Annotated in this window: 22 protein-coding genes; 11 read left to right on the top strand and 11 right to left on the bottom strand. The window is 69.5% G+C overall.

The genetic code is table 11. The features are described 5' to 3' along the window. Window positions 1–44: 44 nt before the first annotated feature. The 4 genes from ACQPXM_RS29395 to ACQPXM_RS29380 form a co-directional block, all read right to left on the bottom strand. On the bottom strand, window positions 45–2,045 hold the full coding sequence (locus ACQPXM_RS29395) for a fibronectin type III domain-containing protein (protein ID WP_432939423.1): 2,001 nt from the start codon (window positions 2,043–2,045) through the stop codon (window positions 45–47). Window positions 2,046–2,148: 103 nt separating this feature from the next. Continuing rightward, window positions 2,149–3,285 (bottom strand): CU044_5270 family protein, encoded by a 1,137-nt coding sequence (locus tag ACQPXM_RS29390; protein WP_432939420.1) that lies wholly within the window; start codon window positions 3,283–3,285, stop codon window positions 2,149–2,151. Window position 3,286: 1 nt separating this feature from the next. Then, window positions 3,287–3,922, bottom strand: coding sequence for an RNA polymerase sigma factor (locus ACQPXM_RS29385; RefSeq protein WP_432939417.1), 636 nt, complete (start codon window positions 3,920–3,922; stop codon window positions 3,287–3,289). Window positions 3,923–4,135: 213 nt separating this feature from the next. Then, entirely contained in the window at window positions 4,136–4,468 is a 333-nt protein-coding gene (locus ACQPXM_RS29380) for a hypothetical protein (RefSeq protein ID WP_432939415.1), read from the bottom strand. 121 nt (window positions 4,469–4,589) lie between these two features. Here ACQPXM_RS29380 and ACQPXM_RS29375 point away from each other — a divergent pair, with 121 nt between their 5' ends. Both ACQPXM_RS29375 and ACQPXM_RS29370 read left to right on the top strand, forming a co-directional pair. Then, window positions 4,590–4,940 (top strand): STAS domain-containing protein, encoded by a 351-nt coding sequence (locus tag ACQPXM_RS29375; protein ID WP_432939412.1) that lies wholly within the window; start codon window positions 4,590–4,592, stop codon window positions 4,938–4,940. A 116-nt stretch (window positions 4,941–5,056) separates the two neighbouring features. Then, the gene (locus ACQPXM_RS29370) at window positions 5,057–7,033 is read left to right on the top strand and encodes a protein meaA (RefSeq protein WP_432939409.1); all 1,977 of its coding nucleotides are present in this window, start codon (window positions 5,057–5,059) and stop codon (window positions 7,031–7,033) included. Between the two features lie 55 nt (window positions 7,034–7,088). Here ACQPXM_RS29370 and ACQPXM_RS29365 read toward each other — a convergent pair whose 3' ends face one another. Together ACQPXM_RS29365 and ACQPXM_RS29360 are read right to left on the bottom strand one after the other, a co-directional pair. Continuing rightward, window positions 7,089–7,772: an ANTAR domain-containing protein gene (locus ACQPXM_RS29365; RefSeq protein WP_432939407.1), complete on the bottom strand. Its 684-nt coding sequence runs from the start codon at window positions 7,770–7,772 to the stop codon at window positions 7,089–7,091. A gap of 649 nt (window positions 7,773–8,421) precedes the next feature. Continuing rightward, the gene (locus tag ACQPXM_RS29360) at window positions 8,422–8,907 is read right to left on the bottom strand and encodes a pyridoxamine 5'-phosphate oxidase family protein (RefSeq protein WP_432939404.1); all 486 of its coding nucleotides are present in this window, start codon (window positions 8,905–8,907) and stop codon (window positions 8,422–8,424) included. 83 nt (window positions 8,908–8,990) lie between these two features. Here ACQPXM_RS29360 and ACQPXM_RS29355 point away from each other — a divergent pair, with 83 nt between their 5' ends. From ACQPXM_RS29355 to ACQPXM_RS29345, 3 genes are read left to right on the top strand one after another with little or no spacing between them, the layout of a single operon-like run. Beyond that, window positions 8,991–10,922, top strand: coding sequence for a hypothetical protein (locus ACQPXM_RS29355; RefSeq protein ID WP_432939401.1), 1,932 nt, complete (start codon window positions 8,991–8,993; stop codon window positions 10,920–10,922). Next, the gene (locus ACQPXM_RS29350; protein ID WP_432951111.1) at window positions 10,853–12,097 is read left to right on the top strand and encodes an MFS transporter; all 1,245 of its coding nucleotides are present in this window, start codon (window positions 10,853–10,855) and stop codon (window positions 12,095–12,097) included. The genes ACQPXM_RS29355 and ACQPXM_RS29350 overlap by 70 nt, the downstream gene beginning before the upstream one ends. A gap of 34 nt (window positions 12,098–12,131) precedes the next feature. After that, entirely contained in the window at window positions 12,132–12,605 is a 474-nt protein-coding gene (locus tag ACQPXM_RS29345) for a pyridoxamine 5'-phosphate oxidase family protein (protein ID WP_432939398.1), read from the top strand. Between the two features lie 3 nt (window positions 12,606–12,608). Here the strand turns inward: ACQPXM_RS29345 and ACQPXM_RS29340 are convergent, their stop codons facing one another. Together ACQPXM_RS29340 and ACQPXM_RS29335 are read right to left on the bottom strand one after the other, a co-directional pair. After that, window positions 12,609–13,313: an isocitrate lyase/PEP mutase family protein gene (locus ACQPXM_RS29340; protein WP_432939396.1), complete on the bottom strand. Its 705-nt coding sequence runs from the start codon at window positions 13,311–13,313 to the stop codon at window positions 12,609–12,611. Window positions 13,314–13,319: 6 nt separating this feature from the next. Next, window positions 13,320–13,781, bottom strand: coding sequence for a carboxymuconolactone decarboxylase family protein (locus tag ACQPXM_RS29335; RefSeq protein WP_432939393.1), 462 nt, complete (start codon window positions 13,779–13,781; stop codon window positions 13,320–13,322). A 47-nt stretch (window positions 13,782–13,828) separates the two neighbouring features. On the opposite strand from ACQPXM_RS29335, the gene ACQPXM_RS29330 reads away from it, so the two are divergent. Beyond that, complete coding sequence (locus ACQPXM_RS29330) at window positions 13,829–15,229, top strand: PLP-dependent aminotransferase family protein (RefSeq protein WP_432939391.1); 1,401 nt, start codon at window positions 13,829–13,831, stop codon at window positions 15,227–15,229. Here the strand turns inward: ACQPXM_RS29330 and ACQPXM_RS29325 are convergent. Further along, window positions 15,226–16,149, bottom strand: coding sequence for an FAD-dependent oxidoreductase (locus ACQPXM_RS29325; RefSeq protein ID WP_432939388.1), 924 nt, complete (start codon window positions 16,147–16,149; stop codon window positions 15,226–15,228). The two genes, ACQPXM_RS29330 and ACQPXM_RS29325, sit on opposite strands and share 4 nt — an antisense overlap. A 165-nt stretch (window positions 16,150–16,314) precedes the next feature. On the opposite strand from ACQPXM_RS29325, the gene ACQPXM_RS29320 reads away from it, so the two are divergent. Further along, complete coding sequence (locus tag ACQPXM_RS29320) at window positions 16,315–17,205, top strand: carbohydrate ABC transporter permease (protein WP_432939386.1); 891 nt, start codon at window positions 16,315–16,317, stop codon at window positions 17,203–17,205. Window positions 17,206–17,215: 10 nt separating this feature from the next. Then, window positions 17,216–18,097, top strand: coding sequence for a carbohydrate ABC transporter permease (locus tag ACQPXM_RS29315; RefSeq protein ID WP_432939384.1), 882 nt, complete (start codon window positions 17,216–17,218; stop codon window positions 18,095–18,097). Between the two features lie 34 nt (window positions 18,098–18,131). Here ACQPXM_RS29315 and ACQPXM_RS29310 read toward each other — a convergent pair whose 3' ends face one another. Further along, window positions 18,132–20,078, bottom strand: a complete 1,947-nt coding sequence (locus tag ACQPXM_RS29310) for a DUF4832 domain-containing protein (protein ID WP_432939382.1) — start codon at window positions 20,076–20,078, stop codon at window positions 18,132–18,134. Between the two features lie 55 nt (window positions 20,079–20,133). After that, window positions 20,134–21,528 carry a DUF4832 domain-containing protein gene (locus tag ACQPXM_RS29305; RefSeq protein ID WP_432939379.1) on the bottom strand — a complete coding sequence of 465 codons (1,395 nt, stop codon included), beginning with the start codon at window positions 21,526–21,528 and terminating at the stop codon, window positions 20,134–20,136. Between the two features lie 137 nt (window positions 21,529–21,665). Between ACQPXM_RS29305 and ACQPXM_RS29300 the strand changes: the two genes are divergently transcribed. From ACQPXM_RS29300 to ACQPXM_RS29290, 3 genes are all read left to right on the top strand, one after another. Continuing rightward, entirely contained in the window at window positions 21,666–23,027 is a 1,362-nt protein-coding gene (locus ACQPXM_RS29300; protein ID WP_432939377.1) for an ABC transporter substrate-binding protein, read from the top strand. Window positions 23,028–23,104: 77 nt separating this feature from the next. Further along, window positions 23,105–24,598, top strand: coding sequence for a glycoside hydrolase family 36 protein (locus ACQPXM_RS29295; protein ID WP_432939374.1), 1,494 nt, complete (start codon window positions 23,105–23,107; stop codon window positions 24,596–24,598). Window positions 24,599–24,620: 22 nt separating this feature from the next. After that, a complete protein-coding gene (locus tag ACQPXM_RS29290; protein ID WP_432939371.1) occupies window positions 24,621–25,808 on the top strand; it encodes an ROK family protein in 1,188 nt (395 codons plus the stop codon).

Below are 25,808 nucleotides of genomic sequence, written 5' to 3'. Positions count from 1 at the left end.
CGGCGCCGCTTCGCCTCCTGTTTCCGCGCGTTCGCCCGAAACGATCAGTTCGGCGTCTGGTCCGTGCGTACGGTGTCGAAGTTGATCGTCCAGGTGCTGGCTGCGGTGCTACCGATCTGGACCCGGCCGACGGGTGCCGTCCCGGTGTTGCTCAGCCACGGTGTGCCGCGTTGCGTCCCGTCGACGTACAGGGTCCACGATCCGGCGGTCCCGACCGTGCCGCACAGCTCGACGGTGTGCCAGGTGTTCAGCGTGACGGCGACGCCCGACGACCGCTGGGTGCCGGCCGCGTCCGAACGGATCCACAGCACGCGGTTCGCGTCGACGTACACCCGCACCACGCCCGAATCCGTTGCCGTCCGCAACCTGAAGAGGTCGACGCTGCCGCCCAGCGACGAGATCCGGACCTGCTGGCTGTGACACAGGCTCGGATAGGTCCCGCCGAGAGCACGACTGGCGAACGCGCGGGCCGCGACGGGATTGCCGCGGGCGCTCGGCGCCGACGGCGAGCCCTGGGTCGCGTCCACGGTCAGTCCGGTGTTCGTCGTCCAGCCGGTGAAGCCGGCCGAGAAGTCCGACTCGAAGATCGCCGACGACGCCTGCTGAACGGTGATCGGCGCCGACGGCCCGGCGGTCGGGCCGATGTTGCCGGCCGCATCGATCGCACGCACCGAGTAGGTGTGCGTCGAGCCGGCCGCCAGCCCGGAACGGGTGTAGCTCACCGTCGTACCGGAACTCGTCAGCTCCGCGACCGGGGTGGTCGCCGAGTCCTCGAAGACCTGGTAGCGCAACGACGTACTGGCGTTGTCCGTCGCGGCTGCCCAGCTCAGCGTGATCGTCGAGCTGGTGTTGCTCTGGCCGGTGGGAAGTCCGGGCGCACTCGGCGGGGTGGTGTCCGGCTCGGTCACCACGGCCGGGACGTGGGCGATCGTGTGGTCGCGGCCGGCCGAGACTTCGACGGCCCCGGTGATCCCGCCCACCGTCACGGCGCTGGTCCGGTCGGTCAGGGTGCCGTCGCCCAGTTGGCCGGCGGCGTTCGACCCCCAGGCTCGCAGGGCTCCGCCCGTGACGACCGCGACGCTGTGCTGCCGGCCCGTCGCGACGGCGGTCGCTCCGGTCACACCGGCGACGGCGACGGACTGGGTCCGGCGCGTCGTCGTACCGTCGCCGAGCTGGCCGTTGGAGTTCTGGCCCCAGGCCCGCAGCGTCCCGGTCGCCAGCCGGGCGAGAGAGTGGTAGGCGCCGGCGGCGACTTCCACCGCGCCGGTCAGTCCGGTCACCTGGACCGGAGTGAGCCGGTTGGTCAGGCTGCCGTCGCCGACCTGGCCTTGGGTGTTGTCGCCCCAGGCCCAGACCGTCCCGTCGGAGCGGACCGCGAGTCCGTGGTCACGGCCGCCGGAGATCGCGGTGACGCCGGTCAGGCTGCCGACCCTGACGGGCCGGGTCCGCATCGTCGTCGTGGCGTCACCCACCTGGCCGGTCGTGTTCAGCCCCCAGCCCCACACGGTGCCGTCCGAGCGCAGCGCGTAGCTCATGTCGCGGCCGCCCGCGATCGCCACCACGCCGGACAACGGGCTCACCACGACGGGAGTCCGTTGCGCACTGGTGGTGGCGCCGTTGCCGAGCTGGCCGAACGAGTTGTAGCCCCAGGCCCGGACCGTGCCGTCCGCGAGCAGGGCAAGGCTGTGGTAGTGCCCGCCGGCGATGTCGATGACTCCACTCAGTCCACCGACCTGGACGGGCGCCAGCCGGTTGGTGGACGTGCCGTCGCCCAGCTGGCCCATCTCGTTGAATCCCCAGGTCCACACCGTGCCGTCGGAGCGCAAGGCGATGGAATGCTCGCGCCCTGCTTCCACCTTGGTGACGTTCGTCAGCGACGTGACCGGCGCGGCGTTGCTCCGGCCGGTTGTCGTCCCGTTGCCCAACTGGCCGGTGCCGTTTCCGCCCCAGGCCCACGCGGAGCCCGGCTCTGCCGCGGCCGCCTCGCTCAAGTGCAGCCCGGTCGCGAGCAGGCACCCCACAGCAACAAGTCCCCAGCGCATCATCTGCGCCCCCTCCCCCTTGTGGTGTCCGTTGTACCTGCGCCCTGGTGATCCGTCCAGCGCGGAGCAGCAGAGCAGCGAGGGGAGAGTTGGTGCGGCCGCGAGGTCAGCGGATGCTGGGCGAGGGCGGAGTGGGACGCTCGTCGGTCCAGCCGGACTCGAGGACGATGCTGGCGCCGGCCTTGAGGCCGAGGTACTCCGAGCTCAGCAAGCGGCCGGTGGTGGTGTCGACGACGTAGCGCGTGCGGCCGTCGTTGATCATCGTGGGCTCGTCGGTCGGCCTGGTGCCGGCGCGGGACCAGTCGTAGGTGAACGCCGTACCGGGGCGCCCGAGCGCGTCCTTGACGTTCGGCTCGAACTCGGTCCCGGGCAGCATCGACAGCACCCGCAGGGCCGCGCCGCGCAGCTTCGGCGGCGACGGCATCTCGAACAGCAGCCGCCCGGCCGCGCTGAACACCGTGTAGTCGATGTCGTTCTGCGAGGCACCCTTCTGGGCCCCGGCGGCGAGCAGCGCGCGCAGCTTGCCCGGATCGGTCGGCAGCGCCTGGATCTGCTGCGCGGTGACCGGCTTGACCCCGCTCAGGAAGTAGCCCGGCGGCACGTCGTCGAAGGTCATCTTGTGCACCACCGGCTTGCCCGGCGCCATCGTCACCGGGTCCACCTCGTGGTCCAGCTGCCAGGACGTCGGTGAGCCCTGCGCCTTCCATCGGGCCGTGTCCGCCGGGCTCGCCGGCCGCGCCCCGAGATCGACCCAGCCGAACCACGACTCGACGCCCTGCTTCGCCGGCATCCAGCTCTCGGTGATGTTGCGCCGCTCGAGCTGGTACGCCGGCTTGCCGACCTGTGTGCTCCTGCGCACCTGCAGGCTCCGGACCCGGAAGTACTTGCCGGAGACCTTCTCGTTCTGCTCCTGCAGCACCGCGAGATCCAGCAGCACCTGGCTCGCCGTCATCAGCCGCGGCACCGACGTCGTACCGGGAACCGGCGCGGCGCCCGGGCCGGAGCCGGGCGACAGCAGGACCGGGACGGCGAGCGCGGCCAGGGCGACCATGGCGGCGGTCGCGGTCAGCGCGATCCCGACCCGCCCGGAGCGTACGGCGGCGTGCAGACGGTGGATCCGGCGTCGCGGAGCGGCCTCGGCCCGGACGAGTGCCTCCAGCTCACGCCGGGCGCGTGCGGTGGCCTCGGGCGTCGGGCCGGGCGGCTCGGGGAAGGCCGAGCGGAGCTTGTCGAGGTCGTCCATCTCAGTCCTCCTCCAGCTTGGTCGGATCGGTGTCGCCCAGATGTTGCCGTACGACGCGGCGGGCGCGCGACAGGCGTGAGCAGACCGTGCCGTAGGCGATGCCGAGCGCGGCGGCGACCTCGTCGTAGCTCAGTCCGCCGAGGGCGACCAGCATCAGCACCTCGCGGTCCTTCGCGGACACCTTCGCCAGCGCGGCGGCGAGGTCACGTCCGGCGCTCTCGGCGCTGACCTGTGCGGCGACGCGCTCCTCGTGCCCGGCGGCCGGACCGGGCAGCGGCAGCTTCGCGGTCGCCTTCCAGGCCCGGACCTCGTCGCGCCGGTGCCGCCGGATCAGGTTGGTCGCGATCCCGTACAGCCAGGCCCGGACCACGCCGCTGCGGCTGTCGAACCGCTCGCGCTGCCGGAAGGCGATCAGGAACGTCTCCGAGGACAGGTCGTCGGCCAGGTCCGGGCCGAGCCGGCGGGCGACGTACGCGTGCACCTGGGGGAAGTACTTGTCGAAGATCGGCGTGAACCGCTCGGGGCTGCGCACCGACGACTCCAGGATCCGCCCGTCCTCGTCGGCGACGACCTGGGCCCGGTGAACGACCGGACGGCCCGGCAACGCGACGGTCGCCAGGGCGAGGTCGGGGGTCATCGGGCTCCTCACTGGACCGGTCGGGGCAGGCCCTCGCGCGGGACCCGTGGCAGCGGCGCCGCCGTTCGACTCACCCTGTTCTTGTCCGATGTCCCCAAGACCCTTCTCGTGGCCGATCAGCAGTTGCCGCGACGTTGACGCGCGACCGGGCCGTCCGGAGGACACGACGGCACGAACCCGCCCGTCAGCGGGCGGTGAGCGGCGACGAAACGGTCAGGAGGCGTCCAGGAAGCCGCGCGCGGCGGCCTCGTCGGAGGGCCAGACGTAGACCGACCAGCCCTCCTTGGTCCGGGCCGCGGTCGCCTTGATGCCCAGGTCCTTCAGCTTCGAGACCGCGACCCGGGCCTCGTTGTACGACGCGGTGGTGCGGACGTCGACCAGCAGGCCGAAGGTGTCCCGGTCGGCGGGGGAGTAGTCGGTGCGGCGGACCAGCGAGCCGCCCTTGGGCCGGGAGAACGCCCAGCGGCACAGCAGTACCACCCCGCCGACGAGGGCGATGGCCACCACGGGGAACAGGAAGTACTGGTCGGCGAACACGGACACCATTGTCTCGCGAAAAGGAAGATCTCGAGGTCTTGGCAACCTTCTGGGTCGCCATGGAGTCTTTACCAACACACGCTGCAGTGCGGCCAACTCGGGGGCTGCCGGAAGAGCGGAGGGCACGGACATGCTCGCACCGACCCCACACGCAGGATCGAACGCCGACCTCGACCTCACCGCTGGAAACGTGGTTCGCCTGACCGGACTGCTCGACGTCCGCTCGGTGGGCGGCGTTCGTGAAATCCTCAACGACCTGATCGACCGCACCGACGGCGACGTCGTGGTCGACCTGGAGGCGGTCGACGCGGTCGACGCCACCGGGCTGGGACTGCTGGTCGCCACCCATCGCCGGACCCAGTTGCTCGGGCGCCGGCTCGTCCTGCGCCACCCGGTGCCCTCGGTCGTCCGCATCCTCGCGGTCACCCGGCTGCACCGGATCCTCGCGGTCGAGCGGACCCCGCTGCCGATCTCCGCCTAGCACTCAGGAGCGCTCCGACGCGGTCCGGCCAGAGCTCAGGGCTGTGATCCATGCCGCTGGTGACACCGGTCACGAGCTGCGGACTCACAAGCACACACAGTCCTACTCTCGGGTACATGACCGCGAAGGACCGACCCTGGGTGATGCGCACGTACGCCGGCCACTCGTCGGCGGCCGAGTCCAACGCGCTGTTCCGGCGCAACCTGGCCAAGGGCCAGACCGGGCTCTCGGTCGCCTTCGACCTGCCCACGCAGACCGGCTACGACCCGGACCACCCGCTGGCCAAGGGCGAGGTCGGCAAGGTCGGCGTACCGGTCGCGCACCTGGGCGACGTCCGGGCGCTGTTCGACCAGATCCCGCTGGCGCGGATGAACACGTCGATGACGATCAACGCGACCGCGATGTGGCTGCTCGCGCTCTACCAGGTGGCCGCGCAGGAGCAGGGCGCGACGCCGGACGAGCTGACCGGTACGACGCAGAACGACATCGTCAAGGAGTACCTGTCCCGCGGGACCTACGCGTTCCCGCCGGACGCGTCGCTGCGGCTGACCACCGACCTGATCGCCTACACGGTCACCAACGTCCCGCAGTGGAACCCGATCAACATCTGCAGCTACCACCTCCAGGAGGCCGGCGCGACGCCGGTGCAGGAGCTGGCCTTCGCGCTGTCGACCGCGATCGCCGTACTGGACCGGGTGCGGGACGGCGGGCAGGTACCGCCGGAGCGGTTCGGCGACGTGGTGCAGCGGATCTCGTTCTTCGTCAACGCCGGCGTCCGGTTCGTCGAGGAGACCTGCAAGATGCGGGCCTTCGTGCAGCTGTGGGACGAGATCACCGAGCAGCGGTACGGCGTGACCGACGCCAAGGCGCGGCGCCTGCGGTACGGCGTCCAGGTGAACTCGCTCGGCCTGACCGAGGCGCAGCCGGAGAACAACGTGCAGCGGATCGTGCTGGAGATGCTCGGCGTCACGCTGTCGAAGAACGCGCGAGCCCGAGCCGTCCAGCTGCCGGCCTGGAACGAGGCGCTCGGCCTGCCGCGGCCCTGGGACCAGCAGTGGTCGCTGCGGATGCAGCAGGTGCTCGCCTACGAGTCGGACCTGCTGGAGTACGAGGACATCTTCGACGGCTCGCACGTGATCGAGGCCAAGGTCGCCGAGCTGGTCACCGGTGCCCGCGAGGAGATCGATCGCGTGCAAGCGATGGGCGGCGCCGTCGCCGCGGTGGAGTCCGGCTACCTGAAGCAGGCCCTGGTCGCGTCGCATGCCGAACGGCGGCAGCGGATCGAGTCCGGCGAGCACGTCGTGGTCGGGGTGAACAAGTTCGAGAACACCGAGCCGTCGCCGCTGACCGCCGACCTGGACACCGCGATCCAGACCGTCGACCCGGCCGCCGAGGCCGCCGCGCTGGAGTCGCTCGAGCGGTGGCGGGCCGCTCGGGACGCTTCGGCTGTCGAGGCCGCTTTGGCTTCGTTGCGCGAGGCCGCCAAGGGAACGGACAACCTGATGCCGGCCACGCTGACCTGTGTCCGGGCCGGGGTGACGACGGGCGAGTGGGCCGGCGTACTGCGGGAGGTGTTCGGCGAGTACCGGGCGCCGACCGGGGTGTCGGGCTCGGTCGGTGTGTCCGGCGCCGGGGACGAGATCGCCGCCGTCCGCGCCAAGGTCACGGCGACCGCGGAGGAGCTCGGCGGGCGGCTGCGGTTCCTGGTCGGCAAGCCCGGCCTGGACGGCCACTCCAACGGCGCCGAGCAGGTCGCCGTGCGCGCGCGTGACGTCGGCTTCGAGGTGATCTATCAGGGCATCCGCCTGACCCCCGAGCAGATCGTCGCCGCCGCGGTCGCCGAGGACGTGCACTGCGTCGGCCTGTCGATCCTGTCCGGCTCTCACATGGAACTCGTCCCGCAGGTGGTCGCCGGCCTGCGCGACGCCGGGCTGTCCGACGTACCGGTCGTGGTCGGCGGGATCGTGCCCGACGCCGACGCCCGCGCGCTGAAGTCCGCGGGCGTCGCCGCCGTCTACACCCCGAAGGACTACGACCTGACCGGCATGATGTCCGACGTCGTCGACGTGATCCGGCAGGCGAGCCACCTCTGAGCCCGAGGATCATGCAAGTCCGACTGCACAGACAGCAGTTCAGGGTGCTGACGGTTCAAGGTGGAATGGTCACAGTGACGGGCACACGAAGAGATCGCCGCTTGTGAGTGCCCGACACTTGTTGCACGATGTCTCGTGGGAGCCCTCGCAGGCGCCGGTTCATGATCAACTGTTCCGCCGTATCGTGAACTCTCAAATTATTGTCTTGCGAGTATTCCTTGAGAATCCTAAATGCAATGCTCTCGTCAATATCGTACCGCTCCATAAGTATTCCAACGGCTTGTCCAACAAATTTACGTGAATCTACCGCTTCGATCATGAACTCCTCATGGCGTGCAGTTGCCACGGCGACTGCGGCATGCTTCGCGAGGCTCACACGCAACGTATCCGAGAGGGTGTTGAAGGCCCGAGGTTGCGCTCCATAGAGGGCTAGTGTGCCAACGGCAGATTTCCTGACGTCCATGCGTAGTATCAACGCGCTAGAAATTCCGGCGCGAGTGGCTGCGGCTGTCCATGCCGGCCAGCGAAGGTCGCGGACTACGTCAGGGATCGCCACGCAGAGAGAAGTTGATGAAGTCGTGAGTTGGACACTGGGTCCCTCGCCCATCGCGAGTTCCGTCTCGTGCAACTCGCTGACCGCGTGGCTGGTGTATCCACCGTATTCGAGTGAGCGTCGGCGTCCGATTAGGTTGACCCCGCCGAAATCTGCATTCGCGGTTTCCAGCGCGAACTCCAACACTCGTTCAATCACCTCGACGACACCGGACTGGTCGTGGAGAGCCAGGCACCACCTTGCGATGTGATCCGCCGAGCCAGGGGTTGACTCCGAAAAGGACGAGGTCATCTTGATTCACCCCTCGAGGTTTGCCCGAGGTCGGTGACGGCCGAGATCGCCCGCGGATCGCGGGGCTCTCGTACGGGGGCCGAGGTGGTGTCCTCGTCGGAGGCGTGTCCAGGTGAACGACCGACGTAAAGTTGCCGACGGAACGCCCGCGCCACAGGGGGTAAGTGCGTGAGCCCCGTGCTGCCTTCTTTGTCAAAGACATGGCGACAGAACCGCAGCCAAAGAGCCCACGCGACCAAACCGCAGATCGACGGAATCACGAGAAGCAACATCATCGCTTGCATAGCTCACCCCAGTAGCCCCGTCAGCACGAACTGGGCGGGCTCTGAAGTTGTTACAGCGGCGATGTGTAGAAGCTTTGAGACGGGATCAGTCCGACACCAGCCTGACCTCGGTCGTGATCCCAGGGCTTGTTGTCTAAACGTCTGGGCTCGAGTTCGTGGGCCAATCGGCACCCGGTCTCACGGGTTATCTGCCGATCAGTGTACGCCACCGGAGCCGCTAGAACCCAGACATGCCGGGGAGTCGACGACACACCCTAGCCCTAGGCCTGCTTGGCGTCGATCAGGTCCTGGACGTCCTTCGGGAGCGTGGTCTCGAAGTCGATCAGCTTGACCCAGTCCGGGGTGACGGTGATCCGGACCATCTCGTCGTACAGGTCCTTCACGCCCTGGGTCCAGCCGACGTGCTGCTCGTCGGTCATCACCTTCTTGCCGGCGAGGATGTACTGCTCCGGGACGCCCTGCTCGAGCTTCAGTTCGGCGGTGCCGCGGATCAGCAGCATCTTCGGCGGGAAGCCGTTGGTGTCCAGGGTGAGCGCGACCCGGGGGTTGTGGCGCAGCGCCTTCACCTTGGCCGACTTCGGGATGGTGAAGATCTGCAGGCGCTCGCCGTCGAAGTGGAAGCCGATCGGCACCACCCGCGGGCCGCCGTCCAGGGCGACGTAGGAGAAGCGGGCCGGGGCGGGGGCGAACAGCAGGTCCTGCGCGTACGGCTTGGCCAGGATCTCGGCGATCTCGTGCTGGTTCATCTGAGTGTCCTTTGTCGTCGTCGGGGTCTGACACCAGGGGGACGAAGCTGCTCGACGGCTCTCGACATCGCTAAGTTGGGAAAATGCCGGAAACTTTCGCGGTCGGGGCCGGGCAGGTCGAGGTGGGCGACGACGGGGCGGTCGCGGCGGTGCTGCATCCGGCCCGCGGGCACTCGATGCTGCTGTCGGACGGCGCCTGGCACGACCCGACGCACTACTGGGGCAAGGGCTTCGTCATCACCTCGCGCGGCAGCCACCGCTTCGACGCGCCGGCCTTCACGCGGTGGCGTTCCAGCGGCATCGACCTGCTGTACCGCTTCGGCGAGCTGGAGTTGCGGGTCGGCCGGCGGTTCGGCGAGCGGTGGACCGAGACGTACGAGCTGCGCAACACCGGCTCCGACTCGGTGGAGATCGGTTCGCTCGCGATCAGTACGCCGTGGCGCGATCTCTACAGCTCCAGCCGCGAGAGCCTGCGCAGCGCCGTACACGCTCACGTTTGGACCGGCGGCGCGGACTCCTGGGTCTGGGCGGTCCCAATGGACGGCAGCGGACCCGGTCTGGGACTGCGGCTGATCGAGGGCGAGCTGTGGGCGTACTCCGTGGAGTCGCGGGACAGCGTGACCAGCAGCAACAGCCGCGGCCACCTCTACCTGCACGTCACGGACCACGCGCGCTCGCCGCACGCGCTGGGCGGTCAGGTACCTGTTGTGCTGGCGCCGGGGGAGTCGTACCGGTGGACCTGGCAGTTGGAGTGGTTCGACTCGCTGGCCGACTTCCGGGCGAGCTGGACGCCGCTGGTCGAGGCGCCGGTGCTCACTGCGCTGGCGGGCGAGTCACTGGCGCTGGAACTGGCCGATGGTGTCACCGGCCCTTCGACGGTGACCTCTGCGGAGCCAGGCGTCCAGTACGTCGACGTGACCGACGGCAAGGTCAGCTCCCGGGTCGGTCTGCTCTTCCACGAGCCGCTGCAGGAGATCGTCGAACGCCGGGTGCGGTTCGTCCTCGACCACCAGCGCCCGGTCGAGCTGAGCGACAGCCGCCGCTTCTCGTTCGTCCCGTACGACGCTCAGACGGGTCTGCGCCTGCTGTCCGGCGGCTGGCGTGACTGGTCAGACGCGCGCGAGCGGATCGGCACCGCGCTGCTGCTCCAGGAGGCGCGCGACCGCGGCTGGTGCGACCGAGTCGAGCTGGACGAGGCACTCCTCGGCTATCAGCAGTTCGTACTGGAGCACCTGGTCGCCGCCGACGGCACGGTCGCCGACGACAGCCTGCACGAGAGCCGGACCCGGCTGTACAACTTCCCCTGGTTCGCCCGCTTCCTGCTCGGCCAGGGCGACACCGCCGGAGCGGTCCGGATCATCGACCGGTACTACGCGCTCGGCGGCGAGCACTTCCTCGCCTTCGACCTCGGCCCGCTGCTGCGCTCGCTGGCCGCCACGACCGACCCCGAGACCGCCGCCCGGATGCGCGAGCACCTGGCCCGGCACGCCGCCGCCTTCATCGAGTACGGCGACGACCTGCCGCCGCACGAGGTCAACTACGAGCAGTCGATGGTCGCACCCCTGCTGGAACTCCTGCTGGCGGCGTATGAGGAGGGTGCGGTCGAGCTGGCGGAGCTGACCCGTCGCCTGCCCTGGCTGACCGCCTTCGCTGCCGACCAACCCGACGTACGGCTGCGGCACATCCCGATCCGTCACTGGGACGGCTACTGGTTCGGCCTGCTCCGGCTGTGGGGCGACGTCTTCCCGCACTACTGGTCCGTGCTCAGCGCGGCCGTCTACCTGACGTGGCCCGACGACCACCTGCGCCCAGCAGGCGAGGCGATCCTCAGAGCCAACCTGGCCAACTTCCACCAGGACGGCACCGCCACCTGCGCCTTCGTCTACCCCAGCGCCGTCAACAACCTCCCCGCCCATGTCGCCGACCCCCTCGCCAACGACCAGGACTGGGCACTCGTCTACGCCCTGCGACTCGGCTTGTCCACGGAGCCCTCAGAACCGAACTCCGCCTCGTGATCACCCGCCGTCTCAGGACCGCCCGGCTCGGTACGGCGGCCGCGTTTTTCCTGACCGGCTTGGTCTTCGCGACCTGGGCGGCGCGGATTCCGGCGCGCAAGGCCGACCTCGGGCTGTCCGACTCCGATCTTGCGATCGCCTTCGTCGGCCTCAATGCCGGGGCGGTGGCCGGCCTGCAGGTCGGTGCGGTCGTGGTGACGCGCCTGGGTAGTCGGCGAGCGGTCACGGTGGCGCTGCCTGTCTTCGCAGCGCTCCTGCTCGCCATTGCGCACGCGGGAAGCCTGGTGACGCTGACGCTCGCGCTGGCGGTCTCGGCGATGGCCAACAGCGTGGTGGACGTCGCGATCAACGACCAGGGCGTCGGCCTGCAGGCGTCGTACGGGCGGCCGGTGTTGTCGGGGCTGCACGCGATGCACAGCCTCGGCGGGGTCGCCGGCGGCGGCCTGGCCGCGCTCGCCGCTGCGCTCGGCGGAGGAGTAGCGGTCCATTTCACCCTGGTCGCGGTCGGGACGGTCGTCCTGGGATTGCTGGCGAGCCGCACGCTGCTGCCGCCTGCTGAGTTGCACAGTGCGTCGGCCGAGCATGGCGAGCACAGCACCTGGCTGTCCGGCTGGTCTGGGCGGCTACTGCTCCTGGGCGGGCTCGCCTTCGTGTTCACCTTCGCCGAAGGCACAGCGTTGGACTGGAGTGCGGTCCTGCTTCGCGACAGCCACCACACCTCGGCGGCGGTGGCTGCGACGGCCCTGGCGGTCTTCCAAGCGGCTGTGACTCTCGGCAGGCTGGGAGGCGATCGGCTGATCGGCCGGCTCGGACCGGTCACCGTCTTCCGGCTCGGTGCACTCGTCGCAGGTGGCGGGTTCGCAGCCGGCCTGCTGATCGGGACCGCCTGGAGCGCGTTGGCAGGTCTCGGGCTGCTCGGACTAGGGCTGGCAAACCTCCTGCCGATCAGCATCGGCGCCGCCGGAGCCGACCGGAACCTCCCGGTCGCCGTCGCAGTGGCGCGGGTGTCGGCGATGGGCTACCTCGGCTCCTTCACCGGGCCCGCCGCGATCGGCGTGCTGGCTCACCTGGGCAGCCTGCCGGCCGCTCTGCTCCTGCCGGCGATCGGTGTGGCGATCACCGCGGCGGCCGCGCCCGTCGTACGGACTTCCCCGTCAGCCCCTCGGCGTGGGTAGCCTGCGACAACGAGACGACTGCTGAGGAGACCTGATGCGAGACCACGCTGCTCTGGCCCGAGAGGTGATCGACGCGAATCTCTACCTGGCCCTCGGTACGGCGGACGCCGACGGAAACCCCTGGGTCACTCCGGTGTACTTCGTGCCGGAGGAGTACCGCCGCTTCTACTGGGTCTCGTCGCCCACCACCCGGCACTCGCGGAACCTCACTGTGCGCTCCACCGCGAGCCTGGCGATCTTCGACTCGTCGGTGGCGGTCGGCAACGCGCAGGCCGTGTACGTCGAGGCGACCGCGGCGCAGGTCCCCGACGACGAACTGGAGCCGGCTGCCGCGATCTACAACAGCCGGCTCGACGAGGGCCGCGAGTTCGAGCTCGACGAACTGCGCGGCGACGGCCTGTTCCGCCTCTACCGGGCAACCGCCACGGAGCACTCCGTTCTGATCCGCGGCGGCGACCCGGAGTACGGGACCGGGGCCGACTCCCGCCTGGTCATCTCCCTGGACTGACGCTCAACCCAGCTCGGGCAGGAGCTTGCGGAAGCTGTCCATCAGGTAGTGGTGCAGGCTGGTGCCGTACGAGATCCGGGTCGCGCCGGCGGCGACGAGCTCGGCGCAGGTCGGCCCGTCCGGCGCCGCGTGGGCGTTGAGCGGCCCGCCGATGCCCTCCTTCAGCTCGGCGATCGACTCCACCGGCGCGAGGATCGGGTAGACGCAGTCCGCTCCGGCCCGGCGGTACGCCCGCCCGCGGGTGATCGCGTCCGCCACCGTGCCGCCATGCAGGAAGGTGTCGATGCGGGCGTTGACAACCAGATCCGCTCCGGCGGCTGCTCGCACCTCGGCCAGGTAGTCCGCCTGCCGCTCCGGTTCGGTCAGACCGTCGCTGGTCGAGTCCTCCAGGTTGCAGCCGGCCGCTCCGGTCTCCAGCAACCGTTCCACGAACTCCTGGGGGCTCAGCCCGTACCCGGCCTCCATGTCCGCCGTCACCGGTACGTCGACCGCCCGGACCATCCGGGCGACGGCGGCGAACATCTCGGCCTCCGGGGTCAGCTGGCCGTCGTCGTACCCGATCACCCTGGCGACCGCGCCACTGCTGGTCGCGACCGCTGAGAAACCCGCCTCGGCGACGATCCGGGCACTGACCGGATCCCAGGCGTTCGGCAGCACCAGTGGGGTGTCGCCGTGGTGCAGGGCCCGCAGTGTCTCTGCTCGGCTCATCGCGCCTCAGCTCGGGGAGTAGTGGCCGGGCTCAAGGCGACCGGTGACGCCGATCCGGGTCCAGGCATTGATGGTGATGATCAGGCCGATCAGCTGGGCCAGTTCCTTGTCGGCGAACTGCTCGGCGGCCGCGTCGTACACCTCGTCCGGCACGTGGTCCACGCTGATCAGCGTGATCGCCTCGGTCAGGGCCAGCGCGGCCTGCTCCCGCGCGGTGAAGAACTTGCCGGCCTCCCGCCAGGCGGCGACCAGGTGGAGCCGCTGCTCGGTCTCACCCTCGTGCCGGGCGTCCAGCGTGTGCATGTCGAGGCAGTAGGCGCAGCCGTTCAGCTGCGAGGCGCGGATCCGCACCAGGTGGGCCAGCAGCGGGTCCAGCCCGTGCGCGGACTCGGCGTCCAGGGCGATCATCGCCCGGTAGAACTCTGGGGCCAGCGAGGCCACCTTCACTCGTCGCTTCGTTGTGCTCATGCCGACCACGCTAGCCGCGCACCGGCCCAGGAGTATGGTCCACTTCTATGACGCAACGACGGGCCATTTCCGAGGAGCCTCTGGAAGCGGGGGCGGATCTGCACCTTGATCTGACCGGGAGCCGCGGCCGGGCCGATCTGGTGGCCGCGCTGCACAGCTCGATCCGGAGCGGCCGGCTGGTGCCCGGGACCCGGCTGCCGTCGTCTCGCACACTGGCCAAGGACCTCGGCATCGCGCGGAACACCGTCGCGGACGCCTACGGGCAACTGGTCGCCGAGGGCTGGCTGACGGCCCGCCAGGGCTCCGGCACCGTGGTCGCCGGGCGTCCGAGCGCGGTCCCGCCCGCGCCGGCGCCGATCAAGAGTTTCAGGAAGCCCGACGTCCGCTACGACCTCCGGCCCGGTTCACCCGACCTCGCCACCTTCCCGCGCGGCGAGTGGCTCGCGGCTGCTCGCAAGGCGCTGTCGTCGGCCCCCAACGACGCCTTCGGGTACGGCGACCCGCGCGGCCGGCCCGAGCTGCGCCGGATGCTCGCCGACTACCTGGCCAGAGCGCGCGGCGTACACGCCGACCCGGAGCGCATCCTGGTCTGCTCCGGTTACGTCCAGGCGCTCAACCTGCTCAGCGAAGCCCTGCGTGGTCAGGGCGCCACCACTGTCGCGGTCGAGGAGTTCGGCTACAACCTGCACTGGGACGTGATCAGGACCCGCGGGCTGACTCCGGTCCCGGTCCCGGTCGACGAGTACGGCGTACGGACGGACCAGCTGACCGGTCAGGCCGTTCTGCTCACCCCTGCTCACCAGATGCCGACAGGTGTGCCGCTGGCGCCCGACCGGCGTTCGGCGGCGGTGGAGTGGGCCCGGCAGACCGGTGCGGTCCTCATCGAGGACGACTACGACGGCGAGTTCCGCTACGACCGGCAGACCGTCGGCGCGCTGCAGACGCTGGACCCGGAGCGAGTCGTCTACACCGGTACGGCGAGCAAGAGCCTCGCGCCCGGGCTCCGGCTGGCCTGGATGGTCGTGCCGCAGCACCTGATGGAACCGCTGCTCGCCGCGAAGCGCACTGCCGACCTGCAGACCGCCACGCTCGACCAGCTGATCCTGGCCGAGTACATCGAGTCCGGCCACTACGACCGGCACGTGCGCCGGTCCCGGCTGCACTACCGGCGTCGCCGCGACCGCCTGGTCGAACTGCTCGGCGTCCGCGCGCCCGGCGTACAGGTGGCCGGCATTTCGGCTGGGCTGCACGTGCTGCTCGATGTACCGGGGGATGCGCAGGACATGGTCGACCGGGCTGCCCGGCAGCGACTAGGGCTGGCGCACCTGAACACATACCACTTCCACGGCGCTTCGACCCGCGAGGCCCTGGTCGTGGGCTACGGGACTCCGCCGGACCACTCCTACTCCGGCGCGCTCGACCTGCTCTGCCAGGTCCTCGGCGTCTAGGCGTTCTTGACCAGAGCAAGCACCTCGTCGGCGCAGCCCCAGGAGAGCGTGACACCCGAGCCGCCGTGGCCGTAGCAGTGCACGACGGTCTGCTCGCCGACGCGGACGCTCTCGCAGCGGACCGCCGGCCGCGCCGGGCGCAGCCCGACCCGGTGCTTGATGATCTTGGCCTGGCGTAGCTCAGGAACGTGAACGGCCGCCCGATCGAGAATCGCCTGGGCCGTGTCCGGCCGGATGCTCAGGTCCCAGCTGTCGGGCTGGCTGGTGCCACCGATGACGATGTCGTTGGACCGCGGTACGACGTACGTGAGGTCGGACGGGCTCTGGTCGGCGATCAGCCAGTCGGTCAGGCCGAACTGCTCGACGGTGAGCACCTGGCCGCGCACCGGCGTGACGGTCGGGTCCCCGGCGGTCAGCCGGGCGCCGAGTCCCGCACAGTTCACGACGACGTCGGCCGAGTTCGGCAGGCCGGAGAGGGCTGCGCGCGTGAGCGACCCACCCGCTGCTTCCAGCCGCTTGACCAGGTACTGCAGGTAGAGCGGCATCTCGACCACCGGGGTGGTGAACGACCAGCCGTCCTTGAAGCCGCGCGGCGGTGACCCGACCCGCGCGAAGTCGTCGAGTACGTCGGCCCAGTAGGGGACCGGCCGCGACTCGGTCAGGAACTCCCGGCCGTGCCGCAGCCGCACCGACGGCACCGAGGCGGCGAGCTGCACCAGCTCGCCGTACGTCGTGCGCGCCCAGCCGGCGACGCGGTCCGGCGGTGCCGAGAGAAACGGATACCAGATCGCGGCCGCCACCGCAGACGTGGTCTCCAGCGGCAGGTCCCGCGCGAAAACCCCCACGTCGTACCCGGCCTCGGCCAGCCGCACCGCCGCGCTCAGCCCGATCACGCCGGCACCCACCACGATCACGCGCATCCACCGATTGTCACCCGTTCACCTCCGTCCCGCCAGTCACAGCGATGTCGCCGAACCACAGCTCTTAATACGATTGGCTGTTGACAAATATTCGCTAGGCCGCATCATAATCATCCGACGAAGCGCCCGCGGGGGGCGTGCCAGTGGGGATCGAGGAGGCGCCGGATGAACGCGGTGAGGCCGAAGCAGCGCGACGACCGGCGGACGGGGTGGCTGTTCCTGCTGCCGGTGATGCTGGGCTTCGCGGTCTTCTACGCGTATCCGACGGTGCGGGGGATCTGGTACTCGCTGACCGACTTCAGCCTGCTCAACGACCCGTCGTACGTGGGGGCGGACAACTACCGGAACCTGATCGACGACGACCAGTTCTGGAACGCGCTGAAGGTCACGGCGTACTACGTCGTGCTGAACATCGTCTCCCAGACCGCGCTCGCGCTCGGCCTGGCGGCGTTGATGCACCGCCTGACCCGTTCGGTCGTGCTGCGGGCGGCGCTGCTGGTGCCCTGGCTGGTGCCGAACGTGACGATCGGGCTGCTGTGGGCCTGGCTGCTCGATCCCGACCTGGGCTTCGTAAACCACCTGCTGGGCGGGATCGGCCTGGACACGACGCTGTCGTTCAACTCGCCGCTGTGGGCGATGCCATTGGTTGCCCTGGTCAACAGTTGGGCCTATACCGGCTACACCGCGCTGCTGCTGTACGCCGGGATGCTGCAGGTCCCGCAGCACCTGTACGAGAGCGCGTCGATCGACGGCGCGGGCGAGCTGCGGATGTTCCGGTCGATCACGCTGCCGCTGCTGCGGCCGGTGCTCGCACTGGTGCTGGTGGTGTCGCTGATCGGCTCGTTCCAGATCTTCGACACCGTCGCGGTCGTCTACGGCGGCAAGGCGCCGATTCCGGAGACCCGGGTCATCTACTACTACATCTACCAGCAGGCCTTCACCTACTTCCACATGGGCTACGCCGCGGCCGTCGCGATGGTGCTCGTGGTCGTGCTCGGTCTGCTGACCGTCGTCCAGTTGCGGATGCTGCGCGCGTCCCGCTCGGATCTGGCCTGAGGAGCCCCGCATGTTCACCGGATCGAAGCTCGGCCGCGCCGTTGCCTGGCTCGCGCTGACCACCGCGCTCGTGCTCACCGTGTTCCCTTTCTACTGGATGGTCCGGACGGCGCTCACCCCCGCCGCCGGCCTGTACGACGGATCGACGTCGCTGTGGCCGCGGGACGCGACCCTGATCAACTTCCGCCGGGTGCTCGGACTGGTCGGCCCCGAGGAGGCCCGCGCCGCCGGCGGATCGGGCGCGCACATCGACTTCCTGCGCTACACGTTCAACTCGGTCGTCTACAGCGGCCTGATCGCGACCGTGCAGACCTTCTGCTGTGCGATGGCCGGCTACGCGTTCGCCCGGTTGCGGTTCCCCGGCCGGGACGTTGCCTTCGGCATCATCATCGCCGCGTTGATGGTGCCGCCGATCTTCACGCTGCTGCCGAACTTCGTCCTGGTCAAGCAGCTCGGCGTACTGAACACGATCCCCGGGCTGGTGCTGCCCAGCCTGCTGATGACGCCGTTCGCGGTGTTCTTCCTGCGTCAGTTCTTCCTGTCGATCCCCCGGGAGGTCGAGGAGGCCGCGATGCTCGAGGGCGTCGGGACGTGGGGGATGTTCTGGCGGATCGTGCTCCCGATGAGCCGCGGCCCGCTGATCACGATCGCCCTGACCACTGTGGTCTGGAGCTGGAAGGACTACCTGTGGCCGCTGCTGGTCGGCAAGGGTGAGGACACGCGGGTGCTGACCGTCGGGCTCGGCGTCTTTCTCCAGCAATCCCCGAATCGGGCGCCGGACTGGACCGGCCTGATGGCGGGATCGGTGCTGTCCGTCGTACCGGTGCTTCTGCTGCTGATCTTCCTGGGCAAGCGGCTGGTGGAGTCGCTGAACTTCTCCGGCCTCAAGTGAGAGGTGGGGCGCCCCGGTCGGGGCGCCCCCGTTCTCAGCTGACGGTGAGCTTGTCGAAGTCGGGCGCCCACCCGGACGGGTTGGCAATCGTGATGGTGTTGTTCCCGGCGACCAGCGGCACGGTGAGACTTCGGGTGCCGACCGTGTTCCAGTCCGCGGTGGCCGGGAAGTCGACGCTGGTCGCCGTGCCGCCGTTGACCTTCACGGTCGCCGTACGGGCGACGGCGGACAAGTACGACAGGGTCAACGTGCGGTTCCCGGCAGTGGTGCTGCCGACGTTGTTGAACACCAGCGTCGCGCCGTTGCCGACGTACCCGACCTTGGAGCCGCCCGAGCAACCGGAGCAGCTCGCGACGACCGCCCCGCCGGTGAGGGTGTTGGCCGGGTTCTCGGCCTCCACCGTGGTGGCGCCGGCCGCGGAGCCGACGGTGATCGAGCCGAGGCCGAGCCAGCCGTCGGCGTTCTGGGTGGCGTTGGCGAACCGCAGCTTCTTCGCGTTCGCGGTGACCGATTCCAGCGGGTTCTTCACCCGCAGGACGAGCTGGTAGCCGGCGTTGGTGACGCCGGACAGGTTGACGGTCGTATCGAAGTTCTGCGCGTACCCGAAGTCGCGGTACGTCGGGTCGGCGCCGACTCCCCAGTCGGGAAAGGCCCGGATCTTGCGGGGCATCACGGTGCGCAGATCCCACGGGGTGTCCCAGGTCTTGACGACCGTACCGGCGCTGTTCTTCAGCCCGAGCGTCACCGTCCACGGATAGTAGAACGGCGCCACTCCGTCGTTGCTGATCTGGACGCCGATCTTGGCGGTGCCGGACACGGTGTTGGAGTAGTAGGCGTTGGTGACGCCGAGGTTGTAGCCCATCAGCCGGACGGCGGCCGCGACGTTCGGGTCGGCCGGGCTGTAGTTGGCGCTCTGCTCGTTCATCTTCCAGGTGGCGTGCTCCAGCTCGATGCACGCTTTCATGTTGTCCACCTGACCCGAGCCGCCGGGCCAGTAGTTGAAGGCCTGGGACTGGATCTCCGGCCGGACCTCACCGCCCATCGAGTTGGTGATCCACTTGTTCTCCACTCCCTGCTCGAGGGCGCGCTGGAGCTGCGAGTAGCTCGCACCGCCGAGCGACGCCGGCAGGGTCACCCCGGCGAGGGGACTGCCCTCGCGGTAGCAGAACGAGTCGTCGTGGTAGCCGATGTTCAGGTTCTTCGCGCCGGCGCCACCGGCGCCGGGGTACCGGACCTCCAGCTTGGTGGTGTTGAACGCGTTGTCGAAAGCCTGCAGGATCTCGGTGCCGTGGGCATCGGTCGGCATGTAGTTGGGATAGCCGTCCGCGGTGTCGGTGTCGTAGGGCCAGGTGTGCCACTCACCCCACAGGCCGATCAGGCCGGTGTGGATGAAGCCGACCCGCGGATCACCGTCGTACCGGGCGCCGAACGCGGCGACGAAGTTCTTCAGCGCGGTCAGCAGGTAGGCGTTGTCGTAGTCGGGGCTGGTGGTGTTCCAGTAGGAGTTGTTGCGGTAGGCAACGTGACCGTCGAAGCAGCGCGGGATCGCGTTGGCGGGATGGGTGCCGGAGCCGCCGGGGTACTCCAGGTAGAACCGCATCGCGACCTGATTGCCGTACGTCGCGCTCTCGTTCAGCGCCTGGTCGACCAGCGACCAGTCGTACGCACCGCAGTTCGAGGCGTTGGTCATGACCTCGGAGAGCCCGAAGTAGGTCCAGGTGAGCGAGTGGGGATAGCCCTGGTTCTGGTTGCTGCCGGGGGAGTAGAAGCGCGCGAACCCCTTCAACGGGTTGTCGATCGGGCCCGGTGCGGCGGTGAGTGGGTGGACGGTGAGGGACGGGTCGGGGCTCGCGGGAGCCGCGGGCCTGGGTGGCGGACCTTGAGGGGCGGCTGCGACGGGTGCCGTCGACGGCAGTGCCAGCAGTGCCCCGAGGGCCAGTGCGACGGCAGCGCGGCATGACCGCGCCAGGAGGGATGACATGGGCGGTGACCTCCAGTGGTAGGTGATGGATCCCCCGCTGGGTGGACGGGCCAGGTCAGGAGATCCTGGTCCGGCCGAGCGTGAGCCAGCCGGGCACGGTGGTGTCCTGGCCGGCAGTGGCGAAGCGCAGCGGCAGACCGCCGCGCATCGGGTTGGCGGCGCGCAGGACCAGCGTGTAGTCGCCCTTGCGCAGGCCGGCGGTGCGAAGGGCAGTGCTGAGTTCGACCGGTGCGCCGGGCTTGACGGTGCTCAGCTTCCACGGCGTCGACCAGGTACGGGCGATCCGGCCGTCGCGGCCGACGGCGGCGAGCTGCAGCGGCCAGTCGTAGTAGAACGGGGCGACGCCGTCGTTCTGGAACCGGACAGAGACGTCCAGGCCGCGGCGCTGGTGGCTGGTCCGCACCGCGGCGACGCGCAGCTCGTAGCCGATCGACTTGGCGGCGGCCAAGGCGTTGTCGTAGGTGGTGCCCGTGTAGCCGGGGCTGAAGGCGTAGTGGTTGAGCAGCCAGGACACGTGGGTCTGGGTGACGCCGTCGGCGAAGTTGTTGTCGCCGTCGCCGCCGCACTGCATCGGTACGGCGAACAGGCAGCCCTGCAGCTCAGGCCGGAGCTCACCGCCGACCGGTGCGTTCAGCCACTTGCCGGTGGTCCCGGCCTGCTGCATCAGGTCCATGAAGTGCCAGCCGGGTCCCGGCAGGGTGGAGTAGGCGAAGGAATCGTCGTGATAGCCCAGGTCGAGCGCCGCGTTGTCGGTGCTGGGGTAGCGGACCATCAGCTTGGTCTTGTCGAACGCCTTGTCGTACGCCGTCAGCACCCTGAGCTGCTGGGCCTGTGAGGCGAACCAGTTCTCCGTGCCGGGATCGCCGTTGTGCGGCCAGGTGTGCCACTCACCCCAGAAGCCGAGCAGGCCGAGCTGGATGAATCCCGCCCGCGGATCACCGTCGTACCGCTTGCCGAGCGCGGCGATGAACGTGTCGAGCGCGGCGGCCAGCCGCGGGTCGTCGTAGTCGGGCGAGACGCTGAGGCCGTTGTTGTCGAAGTCGTCGTACGGGCGGGTCAGCAGGCCCTGGTCCAGCAGGAACTGCGGGATGCCGCTGGGCTTGGCCGGGTAATCGAGGTAGAAGCGGAACGCCGCCTGGTGGCCGCGGGCGGCGATGGCGTTCAGCTGGTCCTCCAGCGGTTTCCAGTCGAAGGTGTCCGGCCCGGTCATGACGGCGTTCAGGGGCAGGTAGAACCACTCCATCGAGTGCGGGAACGTCGAGTAGCTGCCCGCGTAGGGGATGAAGCCCTTCAGGGGATTGGTGTCCGGAGTCGCCGCGGCCGGCAGGTCCCGCCAGCCGTGGTCCGGTGGGCCGGCGGCCGAGGTCGAGGCCGGCAGGGCGAGGGCGACCGCGCTCAGGGCGGCGACGACGGCCGTCCGGGCTCGGCGGGACAGCGAGGAAATGACCATCGACGCCTCCAGTGATGTGCCAGGGTTTACGATCTGCCCTTGACAAATTTTCGATGCGCCACATCATTATTCGAGACAGCCGACCGTGGCAAGAGGTCACGCCCGGTCCCGCGCCAGATCCCAGGAAGAGGCACTCGATGATCAAGAGGAAGCAGGTCGGAGCGGCCCTGCTGAGCGGCTTGTTGGCGGCCACCGCACTCACCGCCTGCAGCGGCTCGGCGGGCGGCGACGGGGCGTCCGACGGCCCGGTCACGCTCGATTACTGGCTGTGGGACGACAACCAGCAGGCGTCGTACCAGGCCTGCGCCGACGCGTTCCACACCGCCAACCCGGACATCACGGTCAAGATCACCCAGACGGCGTGGGCGCAGTACTGGCAGAACCTGACCACACAGCTGGCCGCTGGTGACGCGCCCGACGTGTGGACCAACCAGGTCTCGTACTACCCGCAGTTCGTCTCCAGCCAGCAGATCCTCGACATCCAGCCGAACGTCGACGCCGACAAGATCGACCTCGGCCAGTACCAGGACGGCCTCGCCGACCTGTGGACCAAGGACGGCAAGCGCTACGGGCTGCCGAAGGACTGGGACACCGAGGCGATCGTCTACAACAGCCAGATGCTCGCCAAGCAGGGCATCAAGCCCGCGGACCTGGCGGACCTGACCTGGAACCCGAACGACGGCGGGACGTTCGAGCAGACCATCGCGAAGCTGACCGTCGACGCGAACGGCCGCAACGGGCTGGATCCGGCCTTCGACAAGACCAAGGTCAAGGTCTACGGCTACCAGCCGGAGTGGAACGACGGCTCGCAGGGCCAGAACGGCTGGGGTGAGCTGGCCGCGGCGAACGGGTTCAGCTACCTCGACAAGAACCCGTGGGGCACGCAGTACAAGTACGACGACCCCAAGCTGATCGAGACGATCAGCTGGTACAAGGCGCTCACCGACAAGGGCTACGCGCCGAGGTTCGACAAGCAGTCGACGCTCGGCATCGACGCGGTGATGAACGCGGGCAAGGCCGCGCTGACGATCGCGGGCTCCTGGACGATCAACACCTACCTGGGCGCCGACGCCAAGCAGAAGTTCGCGCTCGCACCACTGCCGGTCGGCCCGGTCGGGCAGCGCAAGAGCGCGATCAACGGCCTGTCCGACGCGATCTGGGCCGGCACCGAGCACAAGGACGCCGCCTGGAAGTGGGTGAAGTACCTCGGTTCGGCCGACTGCCAGAACGTTGTCGCCGGCAACGCCGTCGTCTTCCCGGCGATCAAGTCGGCGACCGACAAGGCGTTGGCCGCGCACAAGGCGAAGGGCCGTGACGTGCAGGTCTACGTCGACTACACCAAGACCCCCGGCGGCACGTTCCTGCTGCCGATCACCGATCACGGCACCGAGATCAGCCAGATCGTGCAGGACGCGATGCAGTCGGTCGTTCTCGGCCAGGCCGAACCCGCCGCGGCGCTGAAGAAGGCGAACCAGCAGGTCAACGACCTGTTCGGCTGACCGCACCCGACCCGAACCGTTCGGCGGGCCCGCACCGGCTGACCCGCCGAACGGTCACTGCTGCTTCAAGGAGATCCATGCCTCTGCTCGTCGACCTGGCCGACCGTGTGCTCGCGGTGGAGCTGACCGGTTCCGAGCCCCCCGAGTCCGTGCCCGGCGGTCTGGTCCTGCCGCCGGGCCGGGTCGCGATCCTGCACGGCCTCGGCGACGCGCTGTTCTATCGCCACGGCCAGAACTCCTGGAGCCCGTGCGGCTGGCGGCGGCTCAGCGACGACCCGCTGCGCATCGCCGATCCCGATCGCCGTCTCACCGCCGACGACACCACCTGGGACGACCCGGCGCGCCATCACTCGTCGGCGGTGGCCGCGCTGCAGGGGGCCGACGGCCAAGTACTGCTGCTCGGTTCGCTCGGGCTCGGAACGCCGCGCTTGAGCGCCGACCAGGACACCCTGGCCGGCTGGTGCGAGGTCGACGGCGCGCCCTGGTTCCTTGCCTACGGCCCCGAACAGGACGTCTTCACCCAGTACGCCGAACAGCTGGCCGCCCGGCTCGGAAGCAGCGACCGGCGGGCCGGCAACGTGTGGTGCACCTGGTACGCGTACTACGAGGGCATCACCGAACAACTGCTGAACAAGGACATCGCCGCGCTGGCGGACCTGCCGTTCGACGTACTGCAGGTCGACGACGGCTGGCAGCAGGCCGTCGGGGACTGGCAGCCGAACGACAAGTTCCCCTCCGGGATGCGAGCGCTGACCGAGCGCATCACCGGCGCCGGGATGAGGCCGGGGCTGTGGCTGGCGCCGTTCATCGTGCTGCCGACGTCTTCGATCGCGCGTGAGCGTCCCGAGTTCGTGCTCCGGGACGCGGCTGGGGATCCGGTCGTGGCCGGGCACAACTGGGGGACCGGGTACTGGGCGCTGGACCTCACGCACCCCGGCGTACAGGCTCATCTGGCGGAGTTGATCCACCGGGTGGTGCACGAGTGGGGCTTCCGGTATCTCAAGCTGGACTTCATCAACGCGGGTGCCATGCCCGGCGTACGGGCGTCTGGGGCGCATCGGGAACAGGCCTATCGCGATGCGCTCGCGATGATCCGGAAGGTGGCCGGACCCGACGTCTACCTGCTCGCCAGTGGTGGCCTGCTGCTGCCTTCGCTCGGACTGGTCGACGGGATGCGCAGCGGTCCGGACGTCGCGCCGCTGTGGACGAACTACGCCAGCGAGGACCCCTCGGACGCGATGGCCTACAACGCGCTGGTGAACACGGTGCACCGGTTGTGGCAGGCGCCGCTGGTCGAGGTCGACCCCGACGTCGTGTACTTCCGCAGCCGGCTCAACCTGCTGACCGACACCCAGATGGGTTGGCTGCAGGACCTGGCGGCGATCTGCGGGTTCAAGGCGGTGTCCGACCCGCCGTCCTGGCTGACGCCCGAGGAGCTCGAACGCATGGTCACCTACCTGTCGCAGCGGCCCGAGATCGTCCGGAACGGCCGGTACCGGTTCGGCATCGACGGGCGTCCGGTCGACTTCACCGCCGCGCTGAACCGGGGACAGCAGTATCCGATCTCGTGAGTAGCGCTAAAATTTCGCTTCAATGAAGCGTAAGAGGGAGTTCGGGGTGACCGGTACGGCCGCGTCCGGAGCCGATGTCAGCACGCTCCGCGAGCTCAACTCGATCAGCATCGTCCGGGCGATGCGCGGGCAGCCGCCGGCCACGGTCACCGAGCTGGCCAGCCGCACCGGCCTGTCCCGCCCCGGAGCCGACGTCGTCGTCCGCGGGCTGGTCACCGACGGCTGGGTCAAGATCGTCGAGCCGGACGGCAGCAGCGTCGGCCGCCCGGCCCGGCGCTACCGGTTCAACGCCGACGCCGGGCACGTGCTCGGCGTCGACGTCGGCGGCCACAAGATCCTCGTACTGCTCGCCGACCTGGAGGGACAGGTCGTGCACAGCCACCGGCTGCCGGTCGAGCCCGACGCCGACCCGGGCGCGCGGCTGGAGGCCGTCGACACCGCCATCAGCCAGTGCCTGGCCGCGGTGAAGATGCGGCCCGAGCAGATCTGGGCGGTGACGGTCGGGGTGACCGGCCCGGTCGACGCCACCGGCCGGACCACTTTGTTCACCCCGCTGCCGGGCTGGGCGAGCGTCTCTCCGGCCGAGCACCTCGCCGCCCGGTTCAGCTGCCCGATCCTGGTCGAGAACGACTGCAAGCTCGCCGCCGTCGCCGAACGCTGGAAGGGCGCGGCGCAGGACGCCGACGACATCGTCTACATCCTGGCCGGCATGCGCACCGGCGCGGGCCTCATCCTCGACGGCACGCTGCGACGCGGGCACGGCGGCGCGGCGGGGGAGATCGGCGCGCTCAAGGCGGTCCGCTGGGAGGCGGCACCGTCCCACATCGAGAACTGCCCCGGCGTACCCGACGACATCCATCCCGACGACAAGGCCGCCTGGGTCTTCAACCAGGCCCGCGAAGGTGATCGCGACGCGAAGACCGCGCTGCGCCGCTACGTGAAGGACCTCGCCGTCGGCGCCGCGGCCCTCGTGCTGACGCTCGACCCGCAGGTTGTCGTGCTCGGCGGCGGCTACTCGCGCTCCGCGGACCTCATCATCGACCCGCTCGCGCAGGAGCTCGGCCGGTTGTGCCTGCGCGTTCCGGAGATCAGGGCGTCCAGCCTGGGAGCCGACAGCGTGGCCCTCGGTGCGCTGCGCGTCGCTCTGGACCAGATCGACGCGCAGCTGTTCACCGACGGGATGCCTGCGCCGCTGACTGCTTCCTCCTGA

The organism is Kribbella sp. CA-253562 (assembly GCF_050942265.1).
Lineage (GTDB): Bacteria > Actinomycetota > Actinomycetes > Propionibacteriales > Kribbellaceae > Kribbella.
The sequence above is the reverse complement of the archived record's forward strand: the minus strand, read 5'-3'. Positions and strand labels throughout refer to the sequence as shown.